Annotated in this window: 12 protein-coding genes; 4 read left to right on the top strand and 8 right to left on the bottom strand. The window is 63.9% G+C overall.

The features are described 5' to 3' along the window. Positions 1-8: 8 nt before the first annotated feature. The 6 genes from ACHWUQ_RS18330 to ACHWUQ_RS18305 form a co-directional block, all read right to left on the bottom strand. Positions 9-3,995, bottom strand: a complete 3,987-nt coding sequence (locus ACHWUQ_RS18330; RefSeq protein WP_394682004.1) for a DUF1566 domain-containing protein — start codon at positions 3,993-3,995, stop codon at positions 9-11. 469 nt (positions 3,996-4,464) lie between these two features. Beyond that, the gene (locus ACHWUQ_RS18325) at positions 4,465-4,731 is read right to left on the bottom strand and encodes a HEPN domain-containing protein (protein WP_394682003.1); all 267 of its coding nucleotides are present in this window, start codon (positions 4,729-4,731) and stop codon (positions 4,465-4,467) included. Between the two features lie 5 nt (positions 4,732-4,736). Further along, positions 4,737-6,683 carry an ATP-binding protein gene (locus tag ACHWUQ_RS18320; RefSeq protein ID WP_394682002.1) on the bottom strand — a complete coding sequence of 649 codons (1,947 nt, stop codon included), beginning with the start codon at positions 6,681-6,683 and terminating at the stop codon, positions 4,737-4,739. Further along, positions 6,581-7,273, bottom strand: a complete 693-nt coding sequence (locus ACHWUQ_RS18315) for a LuxR C-terminal-related transcriptional regulator (protein ID WP_394682001.1) — start codon at positions 7,271-7,273, stop codon at positions 6,581-6,583. The genes ACHWUQ_RS18320 and ACHWUQ_RS18315 overlap by 103 nt, the downstream gene beginning before the upstream one ends. 112 nt (positions 7,274-7,385) lie before the next feature. Further along, positions 7,386-7,691, bottom strand: coding sequence for an excalibur calcium-binding domain-containing protein (locus tag ACHWUQ_RS18310; protein WP_239812517.1), 306 nt, complete (start codon positions 7,689-7,691; stop codon positions 7,386-7,388). A gap of 132 nt (positions 7,692-7,823) precedes the next feature. Further along, the gene (locus ACHWUQ_RS18305; RefSeq protein WP_394682000.1) at positions 7,824-8,861 is read right to left on the bottom strand and encodes a DNA topoisomerase IB; all 1,038 of its coding nucleotides are present in this window, start codon (positions 8,859-8,861) and stop codon (positions 7,824-7,826) included. A 306-nt stretch (positions 8,862-9,167) separates the two neighbouring features. Between ACHWUQ_RS18305 and ACHWUQ_RS18300 the strand changes: the two genes are divergently transcribed. After that, entirely contained in the window at positions 9,168-9,389 is a 222-nt protein-coding gene (locus tag ACHWUQ_RS18300; protein ID WP_394681999.1) for a hypothetical protein, read from the top strand. 205 nt (positions 9,390-9,594) lie between these two features. Here the strand turns inward: ACHWUQ_RS18300 and ACHWUQ_RS18295 are convergent, their stop codons facing one another. After that, positions 9,595-10,893: a PLP-dependent aminotransferase family protein gene (locus ACHWUQ_RS18295; RefSeq protein WP_394681998.1), complete on the bottom strand. Its 1,299-nt coding sequence runs from the start codon at positions 10,891-10,893 to the stop codon at positions 9,595-9,597. A gap of 242 nt (positions 10,894-11,135) precedes the next feature. Here ACHWUQ_RS18295 and ACHWUQ_RS18290 point away from each other — a divergent pair, with 242 nt between their 5' ends. Next, a complete protein-coding gene (locus tag ACHWUQ_RS18290; RefSeq protein ID WP_394681997.1) occupies positions 11,136-11,711 on the top strand; it encodes a DinB family protein in 576 nt (191 codons plus the stop codon). A 5-nt stretch (positions 11,712-11,716) separates the two neighbouring features. On the opposite strand, the gene ACHWUQ_RS18285 is transcribed toward ACHWUQ_RS18290, so the two are convergent. Continuing rightward, positions 11,717-13,081 carry a DUF6923 family protein gene (locus ACHWUQ_RS18285; protein ID WP_394681996.1) on the bottom strand — a complete coding sequence of 455 codons (1,365 nt, stop codon included), beginning with the start codon at positions 13,079-13,081 and terminating at the stop codon, positions 11,717-11,719. Between the two features lie 288 nt (positions 13,082-13,369). Here ACHWUQ_RS18285 and ACHWUQ_RS18280 point away from each other — a divergent pair, with 288 nt between their 5' ends. Both ACHWUQ_RS18280 and ACHWUQ_RS18275 read left to right on the top strand, forming a co-directional pair. Further along, entirely contained in the window at positions 13,370-14,581 is a 1,212-nt protein-coding gene (locus ACHWUQ_RS18280) for a hypothetical protein (protein ID WP_394681995.1), read from the top strand. A 65-nt stretch (positions 14,582-14,646) separates the two neighbouring features. Continuing rightward, a complete protein-coding gene (locus ACHWUQ_RS18275) occupies positions 14,647-14,895 on the top strand; it encodes an acyl carrier protein (RefSeq protein ID WP_239812506.1) in 249 nt (82 codons plus the stop codon).

Raw genomic sequence — 14,895 nt, 5'->3', positions numbered from 1 at the left:
AGCATGCCCTAGGCGTTTCGCTGCCGCCAAGCTGCGAACCCGATGCCAATGGTCATCAGCATCCATACCAGCTTCGCCCACTGCCCCAGCATCGGAACCGGTACCGGTACTGCGGCCGGTTGAACGGCGGTCGGCGCTACCGGGTCGACAATGGTGCCGTTCTCCTGCCAGTCGTCGTCGCCTTTCTGCCCGTCGATCACGGTGAATGTCGTGGTGTTGCCGCTCACGTTCAGGTTGCTCGGTGCGAAATAGCTGGGCGGTGCTCCAGCGCTTTCCTGCCCCCACTTGGTCAGTCCGCCGACGGGTTGCGGCCAGTCGATGCTGACCGTGACGGGGGTGGTGTCACAGCCCATCAGTTGAAATTTGAACATGCCCATGGGCAACAGCTGGCCGGCAGGCGGAGCAACTGGTGCGGCCATGAAGGCGGTGTTGGCGGCATCGACCCGGCAGGTATCACCACCACCGGTGAAATGCGCCGTGGCCTCGCCACCGGCGGCATCCGGCGAAATGGTAATGCCGCTAAAGGTGGTGATTGGAACGAACTTCGCGGTGACCTTCTGCGGGGCTTGAACATTCAACAGGTTGCAATCAGAACCGCTGCAATCCTGCGCAAAACCCGCCAACGTAAAGCCAATGGCTGGGCTGGCCGTGCAATGGGCGTCAGCGCCATGTGGCACCGGGTTGGGGCTACAAGTGACGGTGCCACCCGCCGTGGGTTGGGCCACGACGGAAATGGAATAGGCCTTGGCCTCAAAGCGGGCTGTGACCGTTTGCTGCCCTTGCGGCTCGAACACACAGACCGGCGATGCACCCGCCGTGGAACAAGCCCCATCCCACCCAACGAAGACATGGGCATCATCAGAATGGGCCGTGAGCGTCACGTTGACGGGATCGCTTTCGCTCTGAAATTCAGCGCTGCAGGGGTGGTCGGCTGTGCATTCGGCCAGTGAACCCGAGCCCGGCAGATGGGGGCTAACCGGCACACCGGTCACGACACCAGCGCCCGACACGTTGACGACCAGCGTGCGCAGACCGACACGCCGCTCCACCGCACCCACATCACAGCGCGTGCCCTGTGGCCGCGATACGCCGCGCTGGTCCATGGTCATGCCTGGTTCGCAGCCGACACCGTCGAGCAAGGGGCTATCCGGTTCGGGTACCAGCACATCGGCCATGCCGCCGTGCAACACGGACGGCTGAGATGCGAGCCGCGCAGCCGCGACAGACGTGCTGCCTCCGGCAAAACCTCGCTGGCTGCTCATCAGATTGCCCGTGCCTTGGCTTGTACTGCTTCCGTCTCGAATGGCGTCCACCACCACCTGCGCCGTGCCGCTTACCGCGCCCACTGCAGCAGAACGATGGATCTCCAACGCCGCTACGCCGCCTGTTGCACAGGGGTTGGTGCCAGCGGTGCACTGGGCATCGCCCAGGCTGTAGACGGCGGCGCCGTCGGCATCGCCCGGTGCAGGGCGCTGCGGATCCGAGCTGCGTCCAAATGGCAGGTTGGCTCCGTTGTCAGCAGGAGCGGCGCCAGCGACAACCGCGTTGTCCGACAGCGTGACATGGTCCAGCCGCAGTGTGCCTGCGTAGTTGAACAGCGCACCACCATAGCCGGCACCCCCAGCGCCGTAGCTAAAGCTTTGTCCCCCGGCTGCCTGGTTGGCATGCAGGCTCACGTTGAGCAGCGTCACCGTGCCAGCATCGTTGAAAACCGCACCGCCCATGCCGGCGCCGGCTCCTCCCTCCTTGCCTCCAACCCCTCCACCAAAACCACCGGCCTCTCCCCGGGGGTAGGTCGGTTTTGGTTCTGTATCACCCACCTTGACGATTCCATAGCCGCCGCCACCGGCACCGAAACCGCCGCCGCCGGCTGCTCCACCAAAGCCGCGGGGAACCGATGTCGCACCCCCGCCTCCAAATCCGCCCCAGTTGCTTCCGGTGCCGTAACCACCGCCACCACCAAATCCCCCTGAGGCGCCGGCGCCGTTGGACATGCAAACGGGCTTTCCGTCTGGCCCCACATAACAGGACACCTCCGCCGAGGCACCGCTGTTGGGGCCGCCGCTGAAGTGCTCGCCGGTCGCTGCATCTGCGCTGGCAGATGCGCCAACGCCTCCGCCTGCGGAGCCAACGGCATAGCTGAAGCTCCCGCTGTACCCGCCTGTGGCCTGGTTTGCGATGAAACTGCTGCGCTCTGCCACCAGCACGCCACGGCTGAAGATGGCGCCACCCGCCCCCAGTGCACCGCCACCCGCAAAGCCCCCGCCCCCCCAGGCCACACCGCCTGTCAGGGTGACGCCCCGCAAGGTCAGGCCGCTGCCAACGGAGGCATCAATGTCAAAGAGGCGAAAGCATGAACCCGCCGAGCAACCGGCATTGGCTGCGGTTGCCGACAGCACTACGCCTTGGGTAAGTCCCGCCGTGGCGTCGATGGTGATCGATTTTCCACTGATGAAGAATGCACTCGGTCCAAACTGCGTGACATGCCGCTGCGTGAACGACCCTGGCACCAGCGGCCACTGGGAAGGCGGCAGGCAAGTGGCTCCAGCTTCCTGATTGAGCTTCAGGCAATTGGTATGGCGCGTGAGCGAGATGGTCTGTCCGTCAAGTTCGGCCGCAAAAACGATCTTCTCGCCGTGGCGAGCGCTGTTGATGGCATCGCGCAACGTGCTGCAGCGGCGATCGCCACTGTCGGCACTGCACTGCGCGCGTCCCAGATCATCACCAGGGCCGATATCGCCCGCGCTGGTGACGGTAATCGTTCCAGGCTGCGCCTCTGCCACCGGCTCGAAGTTGGCCAACACGGTGCCCGAGCCCATGACGGTATCGAGCTTGCAGGCCGTGGCGGTATCGGTGCCCGCACAGATGCCGCCCCAACGGTAAAGCCGGTAGCCCGGTGCTGCCGTGGCGGCGCAAGTGGTGGACGTGCCTTGGCGCAGTGGGTTAGGCGAACAGGCCACGGCCCCGCCGTTGCCCGGCTCGGCAACGGCATTGAGAGTGATCATCAAGGCCTTGAAACTGATGTTCAAGTCGCAGTCGGCGTTGGGCATGCCCATCACATAGATCCGGTTGCCGTCGATCCGGCGCAGCGGGCAGGTGGTCGTGGCAGTGTCGAGTTGATAGCCGAGCTCCGGCTCAATATCGAACCGGGCACCACTGCCTTCACCGCCAAAGGCTACAGGCAAGCGCGACGGCACCGCTGCGCCCCCAGGACCCGTGACAACAGCATTGATATGCGCCACCCGGGAGGGGTCAGGCGAACGTACCAGCAGCACCATGCCTGAAAAGCGGGCTGGCGCCATAAAACCTGCATCATCGCTGCGAAAATCCACCAGCCAGGTGTTGTCGCCGTCAGAGAGCAAACTCGACCACACGCGACGCTGCGAGTTGAGCCAGGGCACGGTGGGAAACGCCGCTCCCGATGTAGCAGGCTCGCCAGTGGCCAGTGCATAGAGCTCATCACGGCCCGGCAAACGCCAGTCGTTGAAGCCATCACGCCCGGCTCCTGCGTTTTGCGCGTTGGCGGCGCGCACGGCATCAAAGGCCTCGCCAAGACTCCAGTCGCGCACGGTGCCGGTACAGGTATTGGCCTGCGCGTCCCAGGTCAGACCTTCGATGCAGCGTTGCCACATCAGGCCCGTGCTTCCATCGGTCACCAATGCGGGATTTTGCGGGTCAAAAACAAACGGTCCGGCAGCGTGCGCCACGGCACATGCCAGCCCCGCGCACAACACAGCCAGCCGCGCAGCGAGTGCGGTGATGAAACGAAGCAGAACAGAGTTTTTCATTGGGGGACCTCCGGCATCGGCTGCGGTTGCCACAAGGTCAGGGCGGTGTGCATGGCGCAAGATGAAGCACGGGCGTAAGAAGGTATTCAGGCCGGTAGCAATGCCACAGCTGCGCAGCTTTAGCAAAAGCTGCGGCTTATGGAGGACCTTGGTATCTGGCGCTTCGCCATTGCTGGCGCGCAAGCCATTTGACATGCTGTTCAACATCTACTCCCCCCGCTTATAAAAATGGAATGGGGCCCGGCGTGGTCGGAGCTTTTTCTTCGTCACGCCTTCTCTGCTGCTCCACCCCTCAACATGGCACCCAGACGCGACAGCGCCATTCCCAGCTGCCCCCTATTTGCACCAGCAGGGGCGGCCTCACTGCCGCAGCGCTGGAGGCCAGACGCAGGTTCTGAGTGGTTGCGCGGTGATGCTACTGAAATCATCGACGCTGCGAATCACGTAAATTAGTGAGAGAGGACGCGTCCGTCGGCTGCAGCGGTGACGTTAACGACGCTGGCGCTGTGACCTTGACCCCGTTGCAAGTGGTGGTCACCGCGCCTTCTGGTAGCGGCGCCGGGCCATCGTGCATTGCAGGAGCCTTGTGCCGAGATCTTTGGATAAGCAGAGGTGGAGGTAGTGCAGGAGGGCAGGGTGACGAGACCCTAGAGCAGGGCTGGCTTGGCAGCGGCGGCTAGGTAAGCGGTTTGCCTTTCGACGCTTGTACGATCACTCCCCCCTCAAGAGCATGTTCCGTGGCAGTGACAAGGCCCGTTAAAAAACGGATGGCTTTTTCCAAGTCATCACGCTTGACCAGATGAGGCGCGGGTGCCCCAACGGTTACTGGTTTCGAGCGATGAACCACATCTCCACGGCGGCTGATGAGATGATCCAGCGTCTTTTTTGCTAGCGCAGTATCGTAGGGAAGCCATTTCCATCCTGCGGTCACATCGGCCTGCAAGTGAGTCAGGCTTCAGTTATATCCCGCACTTCAGCCTCAGCCGGCAGCGGCACCCGCAGCTCCACCATCGTCCGCCCCCCTGGCGACCCCACCGACAGCTGCGCGCCCAGGCGCTGCGCCCGGGCCTGCATGCTGCGCAGGCCGGTGCCGTGCGTGGGGGTGTTGGCTGCCTGGGCCGCAGGCAGGCCTACGCCGTTGTCTTGCACCTGCAGCAGCAGCTGGCCGGCCTCGCGGGCCAATAGCACGTCCACGCGCCTGGCCTGGCTGTGTTTGAAGGCGTTGGTCAGGGCCTCCTGCAGAATCCGCAGCACCTCCAGGCTGGCGCTGGTGGGCAGGTGCAAGTGCTCGATATGGCTCAGCTGCCAGTGCACCTCGATGCCATGCACCTCGAAGAGCTGGCTCATGCGGTGGCGCATGGGGGCGAGCAGCTCGCCCAGCGACAGCTCGCCATAGTGCTGGGCAGAGGCCAGGTCGATGATCAGCCGCAGGTCATCGCGCATGCCTCGGAGCATGCCCAGCACCTGGTCGGGCGGTAGCGGCCCGCGTGTGCGTTCCAAGGTGGTGATATTGCCGATCAGCATGCCGCCCAGGCCATCGTGCAGGTCATGGGCGATGTTGACCCGCTCGCCCAGCCGGGCCTGCAGCAGCTCCAGCTCATGGCGGCCAGCCAGCGATTCGGTCAGCTCGGCGCGGGCCTCGGCCACATGGTGCTGCATCTCGTCGTTGAAGCTCTCGACGCGCCGGGTGTTCTGGACAAAGGTCCAGGCCAGGGTCAGCGCAATGCCCACCGTGGCCAGGGGCTCGGTGTAGGTGGCCAGGTAAAAGTTGTCGTCCACGATGCGGGTGAAGACCAGCAGGTCATGCGCCATCGCCAGGGCGCTGGCCAGTGCCGTGAGTGACAGCAGGCGCTGCGCCTGGTTGCCGTTGCGCCAGGCCAGGCCGACAAATACGCCAGCGGTGGTGAACAGCAGGGCCGACGAGGCCCAGGCCATCACGTTGCGCATGTCTCTCAGCTGCGCCTCGGGCACCAGCAAGGTGGCGGCCGACAGCACGGCAATGGCCAGCCACATGCCTGCTTCGCGCCTGGGCCAGCGGCGGCCCATGAAGCGCAGCACAAACATGGCATTGCAGCCGTGGTAGAGCACATAGGCCACCGACACCATGGCCGCATAAGTGTTGAGGTTGTGGAAGGGCCAGGGCGTAGCGCTGACAAAGTTCACGGTAAAGCCCACCCAGGCGGCCTGGCGTGCGGCGTACCAGCCATAGGCGGCCTCTTGCCGGCGCATCAGCCACAGCACCAGGAAGAAGCAGCCCAGGGTTGCCCCCACGCCCAGGTGCAGCCAGTTGAGGTTGTGCCGTACCAGGTAGCTGTGCTGCTGCGCCGTGCGCAGCAGCTCCGGTGGGCCGATCTCGACCGGGCCCAGCGCAGGCTGGTAGGCGTAGTAGCCGCTCACGCGGATCAGCAGCTCATTGCTGCCGCTGTGCAGCAGGGGCGCCGGCAGCACCAGGTAGCGTGGCGTGTTCCAGGCGCGGGTCATCGGCTCGGTGAGCTGCGGGTCGCGCTGCAACTCGACGCCGTTGACCGCAATGACCCCAGCTTGCATCAGGTAGTGGATGTAAAGGCCCTGGGTCTGCGGCTCGCCGGCAATTTCCCAGCGCAGCCGGTACCAGACTACGCCGCTGTAGCCGGGCCATTGCTGGTTCCAGTCGTTGGGCACCTTCACCGGCACCCAGCCGCTAGCGGGTGGCTGCTTGGCATCCCAGTCCGAGCGCGAAGCCTCGGCCGTGCCCGGCCAGGGTTGGGCCTGGGCCTGCGCGGGCAGCGCCAGGCACAGCGCCGCCAGGCCGATCAGTGCAGCAAGCCATGCTCGCGCGCACGCCGCAAGGCCTGCGTGCGCGAGCTTACCGCCAGTTTGTCGTAGATATGCCGGATATGGGTGTCTATGGTCCATCGGGATAGGTGCAGGCATTCGGCGATTTCGCGGTTGCTCATGCCGGCGGCGACATGGTCCAGGATCTGCCGCTCGCGCTCGGTCAGGGCCTCGCGCAGCGCGGGGTCGGGTGGCTGCGAAGGGGGGGCGGGGCGGCCGGCCGGGCGGCCCACCAGGTCGAGAATGCGCCGGGCAATGAAGGGGTCGATGGGCGCGCCTCCCTTGAGCACATTGCGCACCGACAGCGCAATCTCCAGGTCGTCGCGCTCCTTGAGCACATAGCCGTTGGCGCCTGCACGCAGCGCGCCCAGGATCATTTCCTCGGTGCTCCAGGCCGACACCACCAGAATCGGCAGCTGGGGGTTGCGCGCGCGCAGCCAGCCAATCAGGTCGATGCCATTGCCATCGGGCAGGCCCAGGTCGATCAGCGCCATTACCAGCGGCTGCAGGCCGCCGTCAGGCGCGGTCACCCATCGCTGGCATTCCGCCAGCGAGCCGGCCCCGAGCAGCTGCTCGCGCCCCACGCCCACCGAGCCCAGCACTTCGCTCAGCCGGGCCAGCATGTCCGGATCGTCATCAACCAGCAGTACGGGGAGGGGGGAAACAGCCATCGCTACATTTTGACGCAAAGCGGATGGTCTGCCATCCCGCATTTACGGTAAATGGGCGGGCTGCCGCTGCATGGTATTGCCAGAGCAGACGGAGAGGGCCAGCCGACGCCCGCTACGGCCGTTTGTTGACGGTGCATAGCTGACGCTCGCAAGGCACGCCGTCGTTGTCGCCGTCCATCTGGGTATCAGGGCAGTTCTGCAGGAAAAAGGTGGCCTCCTGGCAGGAGGTCATTTGCGAGCACCGGGTGCGGCCGTCGCACTTGAACAGCGGGTGGGCAGCGCTGGGGCGCGGGGTATCCGGCTCGGAGAGCACCGGCTCGGAATCGCCCTGCAGCGACGCCGCCTGCTGATGCGCATAGCGGCTGTACACCGCCCATGCGGCCAATGCAATCAGCAGACAGATGACGGGCCTGAACACGGTCTCCCCTTTGTTGAGTGTTAGTGAGTGTAACTACTCTAGCCCAAGTGCTGTGCACGCTGGGGGGGGGGAAGCCCTTGAACTTGGTGGGCATCCGTTGCCGGGCCTGCGGCAGCGCCATGGCTGCCGCGATCACTGGCCTTGCTTGGCGCCTCTTTTACTACCCTTACTGCGGGCCAAAAAAGCCATCAGCGCACGTTCGGCCGCATGCAATCCCGAGCTGCCCCGCAGCTTGCCGGCGTACGCGTCGCAACGGGCCCCCGCTTCGGGGCCTTCGCACACCTCCATCACCAGCGGGTGGATGTAGAACTTGCGGCAGACGGAGACCGTGTTGCCCAGGTGCTGGGCCACCTGCTTGACGATGTCGGGCGCTGTCAGCGGCGTATCACTGCTGCGCGACTGCAAGGCCAGCGACAGCGCCAGCACGCTGGCATGCCAGGTGCGAAAGTCCTTGGCGCTGAAATCTTCCCCTGCAATCTCGTGCAGGTAGGCGTTGACATGCTCGGAGCGCAGTTGCTTGCGCTGGCCGTCGTCATCGAGGTACTGGAACAGGCGCTGGCCCGGCAGATCCTGGCAGCGCCGCACGATGCGGGCCACGCGGGGGTCTTCGAGTTCCACGCGCTGCTCCACGCCGCTCTTGCCTTTGAAGGCCAGCTGTATGCGCGATGACCGCATCTTCACATGGCGGTTGCGCAGGGTCGTCAGCCCAAACGATCCGTTCTCGCGCGCATAGCTGTCGTTGCCAATACGCAGTGCGGTGGTGTCCAGCAGCCGAACCACGGCGGCCGACACCGAGGTCTGCGTGGTGTCTCCGGCTTTCAGGTCGCGCTGAATGCGCCGGCGGATCAGGCCCAGCTTGGCCGCAAAGGCCGCCATGCGGTCGAACTTGGTCTGCTTGCGCTGCTCTTGCCACAGCGGGTGGTAGCGGTACTGCTTGCGCCCCCGTGCATCGCGGCCGGTGGCCTGCAGATGGCCTTGCGGATCCGGACAGATCCAGACATCGGTGTAGGCGGGCGGTATCACCAGCTTGCGGATGCGATCGAGGTGACCGGCGTTGCGAATTACCTGACCGCGCTGGTTCTTGTAGACAAAGCCATCCCCCTGCGGGATGCGCTGCCACCCCGGAGTTGCGTCCGTCACATAGGCCAGCGGCCTGGGGAGTTTGACCATGGGTGTGCCTTTGTGCCTTCGCGGTGGGGGTGATGCGCTGAGATTAGCGGGCGCCGAGGCGCGGTGCTGTCAGAGCGCAGCTTGCGACGACGGCTCGTTTGCGCGCATTTGTGTTTCGGACGGAGCCGGGCGCTGGGCCTGCCGGTGCAGCGCTGCAGCCAGGCCGCATGCGGTGCAAGCGCCACAGGCGGGATGCACGGGTGTGTAGGCGCAGGACTGTCGTTCTTGTCGTCCAGGCCCCGGCTGATAGTTTTTGCCCCATAAATATGAATATTCAATTTTCCAAAGAAAAACAATGAAAACCAAATGTCAACGCATGCGGATGACCAGAAGGACCCGGGGGTGAGGCTGACGGCATTGAGAGAAGAGGGCGCCGAATTGCTGGCACGCAGGCCGGTGCCCGGCAGCAGCGACCATGCACGTCTGGCCTGGATCGACGCCGAGATCGCCGAGGTGACGCAGCGGCTGCCGCGCGGTGGCAGCCAGCCTGCAGCGCACGAACGGATGCCTCCAGGCTGTGCCGGCTAGAAATCCCCAGTACAGCCGTCGAGGGCTTTCGCTCAAGAGGGTGGATGCGGGCCGGGATGCGCGGCAATGCGTCTTTGAAAAGCGGCAGGCACCGTACAACGCCCCGGCGGGGAGCTTGCCGCCCTCCGGCCCCTGCAAGCGGCACATCCCGGTGGTGGCCGGGGCGCCGGGCTGCCGCTTTGCCTCGGCTCGCTGGCGCGTCCCTTCACGCCGCGCTTGCGCTCAGCAGGGCTGCCAGCAATGCCAATGCGGCATTCAGATCGTCCCAACTGGCTGCTCCCAGGCAGATGCGCAAGCCACGCGCACTGTCACTGGGTCTGAGCACCATGCTGTCGGGCGGTGTCAGTTGCACGCCCCTTGCCGCTGCTGCCGCCACCAGGGCCTGGGCAGCGTCGCGTGGCATCGGCAGCCAGACGTTGTAGGCATCCGGGTGCGCGACCAGGCCGCTCGAACCCAGCAGTGAGACGGCCAGCTGGGTGCGGCGCTGCGCCTCATGGCGCAAGTCTTGCTGGATCGACGCCACGGCGCCAGAGGCCAGCCAGTCATCGACCACGGCACAGGACAGCGCGGATGGCGCCATCGGCATCTCGGCCAGCAGCGCCTGCGCGGCGGGGCAGTGGCTTGCGGGCAAGGCCAGCATGCCGATCTGCAGCCCCGGGCCCAGCGATTTGGAGAGCCCGTTCACATGCAGGCAGATGTCGGGCGCCAGGGCCGCGATGGGCGGCAAGCCAGGAGACGAGGCTGCGTACACGCCGTCTTCAATGATCCAGGCGCCTGCCTCGCGGCAGATATCGGCAATGGCCTGCCGCCGCCCGATCCCCATCGAGGCCGTGGTCGGATTGTGGAGCGTCGGCGTCACGTACACCACGGGATTAGGATGGCGCTTGCGCCTTGCAAGCGCTTGAGCAAGTGCCTCGGGCACCATCCCTTCGGCATCGATCTCCACCCCTTGCGCCCGGTATCCCTTGCGCCGCATCAGCGCGATGGCACCGGGGTAGGTGATCCTTTCGGTCAGGATCAGGCCCTGCCGGTCACACACCAGGTCGAAAGCGAGCGCCAATGCCTGGCGGGCGCCGCTGGTCAGAAACAGATGCGCGGGTTTCACGTTCAGACCCAGCAGGCTCAGCCAGTGGGCGAGCACGCGGCGGTGTTCGTCATGGCCGCCCGCCGGTGCGTACAGATTGATGTGGTCTGCATCAATCCTGCGCGCAATCGCCACCAACGTGCGCGCCAGAAGGCGCGCGCCCAGCGCTGCCGGCGGCGCGTTGCTGGACAGATCGATATGCCGATGGCCATGGGCCTGCTGGATCGCCACGAAGGTGCCCCGTCCCTGGACGCTGCGCGTCAGGCCGCGCCGCTCCAGCAGTGCGTAGGCCTTGGTCACGCTCCCCAAGCCGATCTGCAGGGTCCTGGCGAGGTCCCGGTGGGCTGGCAGCCGATCGCCTGCGACCAGCTGCCCTTCAACAATGTCATCGGCCAAAGCCAGCGCCAGTTGTTCGGCCACGGTGGCCCCTTTGCTGGCCAGATGGGGAATCCAGAAGCCTCAACGGCGCATTTGCGCAATGGCTGTTCGGTACCGGTCTCATCGGTGACGACTACGTGGCCACCCAGGGCGCCTGCCTAGGCCGGCAAGGCCGCATTTACCTGGCCCGCGACGATGCCCAGCAGGTGTGGGTCGGCGGTCAAACCCGCACCCATGTCGTGGGCGCGTTGCGCGGCCTTTGACAGCATAGAAGGATCTCGGTCATGACAACCCGCTTGCAGAACGCATCCGTTCCCACCCTGCCCGGCGATGGCCCGGGCAGCCCGGCTTCGGCGATCCACACCTTGAGGATGCTGGTGCGCTACAAGCGTTGGGCCAATGGGCTGACATTCGACAGTGTGCGCGAGCTCCCTGAAGGGGAGGCGTTGGGCCAGCAGCCCACGCGCTTTGGCAACATGGTGCACACCTTGAACCATGTCTACGTCGTCGACGATATCTTCCGCCACCATCTGCTGGGAAAAAAGCACGGCTACACGGCGCGCAATACCGATGGCACGCCCGCCCTGGACGCTTTATGGGCGTCTGTCCAGGAGATGGATGCCTGGTATATCGATCTGGTCGATACCTGGTCGAACGACGATCTTGCGAAGGTCGTCCGTTTTGCGTTCGTCGGCGGTGGACAAGGCGCGATGACCCGCGAACAGATCGTTCTGCATGTCGTCAACCACGGCACCTACCACCGTGGCTTTGTCGGCGACATGATGTACCAGGTGCCGTTCATGCCACCGTCGAACGATCTGCCGGTCTTCCTCCGCGACCATGTCCAGGGGCGGTACTGACACCCTCAGCTGCGGCGCCTGAAGAAGCCGCCCACACCCGCCAAGCCCATCAACGAGGACAATGCCAGCAGGCCCAGGAGGCTGGTGGCAGGCACAGGCGTTGGTGCTGCCACGGGCGGCACCGTGGCTGGGGTGTCGGTATCCGTCGCCGAATCATTGGAAGGATCGGGATCGGGGTTGGTATTGATGGCGCTGGCGCTGGTGCCATCGGCCTGCACCGTGGCGGTATTGACGAGATCGCCGCTGAAACTGGCGGGTACCGACAGCGTCAAGGTGTAGGTGGCGGTGGCGTCCTTGGGCAGCGTGATGGTGTCTGCAATCCCGCCGCTGCCGCTTGCGGTACAGCTGCCGCCGGATGAGGCGGTGCATGACCAAGTGGCTGCAGTGACGCCCGCTGGCAGCGCATCGGTCACCTGGGCACCGGTCGCGGTGAAGGGGCCATTGTTGGTCACCGTGATCGTATACACCACATTGGTTCCCGGCCTGTAGGTGGTCTGGTTGTTGGTTTTGGTGATGGCCAGATCGGCCGGGAAACGGATCGGAGCGTCGGGGCAATTGGCACCGTCATTGCTTCCGGAGCCGGGCGAACCTGAAATCAGGGTCTTGGCGCCGGTCAGCAGATTGATCTGGTAAAAGCCGCTGCCGTTGTTGGCAGAGCCAAACATCCCATTGGTCGCGCCAAACTGTGCCCCGAGTACGCCGCCGGTATTATCAGCGGTGCCCAAGGCCGTTACCGTGCCGTCCCCCACGTTAATCGCGTAGAGCTGCCCGGTATCCGATACCGAATACAGCCCGCCCGAGGCGCCGCCCACCCACGCCAGGTCGGACGTGGTGAATGCGAGGCTGAGGTTGATGGCGGTGGCGGTATTTGCCGCCGTGTCGATGGCATATACCACTTGGGTATTGCCCAGGGGTTTCACGTAGTAAACCCCATTGCTGCCCACGGTACCCGAGTTATAAACCGGCGTTGCAGGCAGGCCGGTGACGGCCCCGGTATCCGTGACTACGCCGGTTGTCTGATTGATGGCCAGCAGGTGGTTGCCGTTGCTGTCCGTGCGCATCGCGTAGAGCGTGCCGTTGCTCGCCGAATAACCCAATGCGTTGTATCCCTCTGCGGCGGTCGTGCCAATATCGGTAAAGACCAGCGGATTGGCCTCGGTTGACACGCCATTGAGCTTGGTGGGGGAGCCCTGGGACAGAAACAGTTTTCCATCACAAGCGGACTGCGCCATGGCGAAGGCGGGCGCTATCAAACCAAGCGCCAAGATCATTTTCCTGGCTTTGTGGCTGCCGCGCTGTACGGCGATTGAACGAGAAATCATCGGTGTACCTACATCAGATGTGAACGGAACGGACCAGGCAAAACGCAAACCATGGTATGCGCTCGGAAATATTATCCGCACCCGCCGTGTAAATGCTTGCTTCGTGGTGGTTTCACCACAAAGTCTCGGTATTTAAAATCCAGCTTTAAGGGTTATCGAGTGGGTTGGAGAGGGGTGTCGGTGAAAAAACAAAGATATTTAATAAATAGCAAAAAATTAATAAAAAACTAGCGAGTTTTAAACAGTCATTTTGTATTTCTATAATCGTATTAAATGATTGCGTATCGCGGCTTCGGTATTTAAACTTCGGCGCATCGGTTAACTTTGAATCACGCCATGAACGCATTTTTGGATCGCTCGCTCCCATCGCCGCTCAGGATCCGCAGTCCTCTGGTGCAGTCACTGGTGCTCGTAGGGCTGTTGGGTGCCCAAAGTGCCTGGGCGGCCACCTGGAATATCAACTTCACGCCCAAGCAAACCACCGGCACGCCTTCCCAGCCGGTGTTCAGTTGGACACCGCCAGACAGCGCCACCTTATTTGGCACCACGGTGGAATGCACCGATGGCACCATCACGCCGAGCTCGGGTGTCTATGGCCTGGAAGCCGCGCCTTACCGCCGTGCGTTTGTTCAATTCAGCCAGATTTACGCGTCGCCTTCGAGCGCAGCAGTGACCGTCACGCCGGATACGCCCGGCGGAACCGCCAACTGCGCGCTGGCGCCGATCCCGACAAGTTTCAATCCCGGCTCGGGAGAAGGGCCTGCGTACGACGTCAATGCCAGCATCCGTGATGGCTGGGTGTCTGGGATCTTTGCGAATGAGGATCCAGCCGGCTGGCAGCTGGCTTATTCGGCGGGCACTAATTTCGGCTCCAACACCATCTTCTTGAACGACCCGTATACCGGCAACGGCATTGGAACCGGGCTGGAATCGGGCCCGATCACCGACAGTGCGCCGGTAACGACGAACCTGTTCATGAATGGCAAGACCACGTCTGCGACGGTCGAGTACGCGCTGACGCAGCCGCAACCGACGGACACCACCATCACGTTCACGGTGCAAGCCGATCCGCAGTCGTACGACACGGTCTATGATCCGGAGGCGCTGGGTTATCAACAGCCCGCATACACGACGCCCCAGACGATCACGGTGACGATTCCTGCGGGTGCCACCTCGGTTCAAGTGCCGATTCCCGATATCTTGCCGGGCTCGCAGGTCACCGTGACTCCGGTGAGCCATGATGGTTTCAATATCGTGAACAGCCCGGTGCTCATCAAGACCACGCCACTGCCGGTCGCCACGTCATTGGATCCTTCAACCTTGGTCAATCTGGTGCCCCCGGGTACTGCCGGTGTCTATACCCAGACCTCTGCGACCAACGCCGTTGATTTCAAGGTGGTACTGGACAAGCCGGTGGTCCAACCGCCCGATCCTGAGCCCAAACCTGCCACCCCGGTGCCGGCGCTGAATGCAGCGGGCCTGGGTCTGCTGGGGCTGTTGATGGCAGGCGCCGCCGCTCTACGCAGCCGTGCAGTGCGCAGGCGTTGAGCTTGCCATCAGCACGACGTTCACCAGCGGCAGGCGACCGCTTGCCGCTTTTTCACCCTCTGACCATGACCACCAGCCTGCTGCGCGCCAAGACACTGCTTTCGCATTGTTTGCTGATTCCTGTAGACCACATCGAAGACGACGCAGAGGTAGGCGATTTGCGCGATGTCGACAGCCTCATGTTCGAGGGCATCGTGATCGAGATTGAAAACACCATCGGCACCGAAGTGGATGTGATGGACCTGTTGCAGCTGCGAACCGTGCGCGACGTCGCCAAGCTTTTGGATGGGCAATCCCTGAGCCTGCCGGGCTGA

It is taken from the genome of uncultured Comamonas sp., assembly GCF_964277875.1.
GTDB lineage: Bacteria > Pseudomonadota > Gammaproteobacteria > Burkholderiales > Burkholderiaceae_C > Comamonas > Comamonas sediminis.
The sequence above is the reverse complement of the archived record's forward strand: the minus strand, read 5'-3'. Positions and strand labels throughout refer to the sequence as shown.

Bases quoted from the DNA above. Each gene is read 5' to 3' on its own strand.
- ACHWUQ_RS18290 (WP_394681997.1), top strand. From the start codon at position 11,136: ATGACAACCCGCTTGCAGAACGCATCCGTTCCCACCCTGCCCGGCGAT.
- ACHWUQ_RS18330 (WP_394682004.1), bottom strand. From the start codon at position 3,995: ATGTTGAACAGCATGTCAAATGGCTTGCGCGCCAGCAATGGCGAAGCG.
- ACHWUQ_RS18305 (WP_394682000.1), bottom strand. From the start codon at position 8,861: ATGGTCAAACTCCCCAGGCCGCTGGCCTATGTGACGGACGCAACTCCG.
- ACHWUQ_RS18275 (WP_239812506.1), top strand. From the start codon at position 14,647: ATGACCACCAGCCTGCTGCGCGCCAAGACACTGCTTTCGCATTGTTTG.
- ACHWUQ_RS18280 (WP_394681995.1), top strand. From the start codon at position 13,370: ATGAACGCATTTTTGGATCGCTCGCTCCCATCGCCGCTCAGGATCCGC.
- ACHWUQ_RS18320 (WP_394682002.1), bottom strand. From the start codon at position 6,683: ATGGACCATAGACACCCATATCCGGCATATCTACGACAAACTGGCGGT.
- ACHWUQ_RS18315 (WP_394682001.1), bottom strand. From the start codon at position 7,273: ATGGCTGTTTCCCCCCTCCCCGTACTGCTGGTTGATGACGATCCGGAC.
- ACHWUQ_RS18300 (WP_394681999.1), top strand. From the start codon at position 9,168: ATGTCAACGCATGCGGATGACCAGAAGGACCCGGGGGTGAGGCTGACG.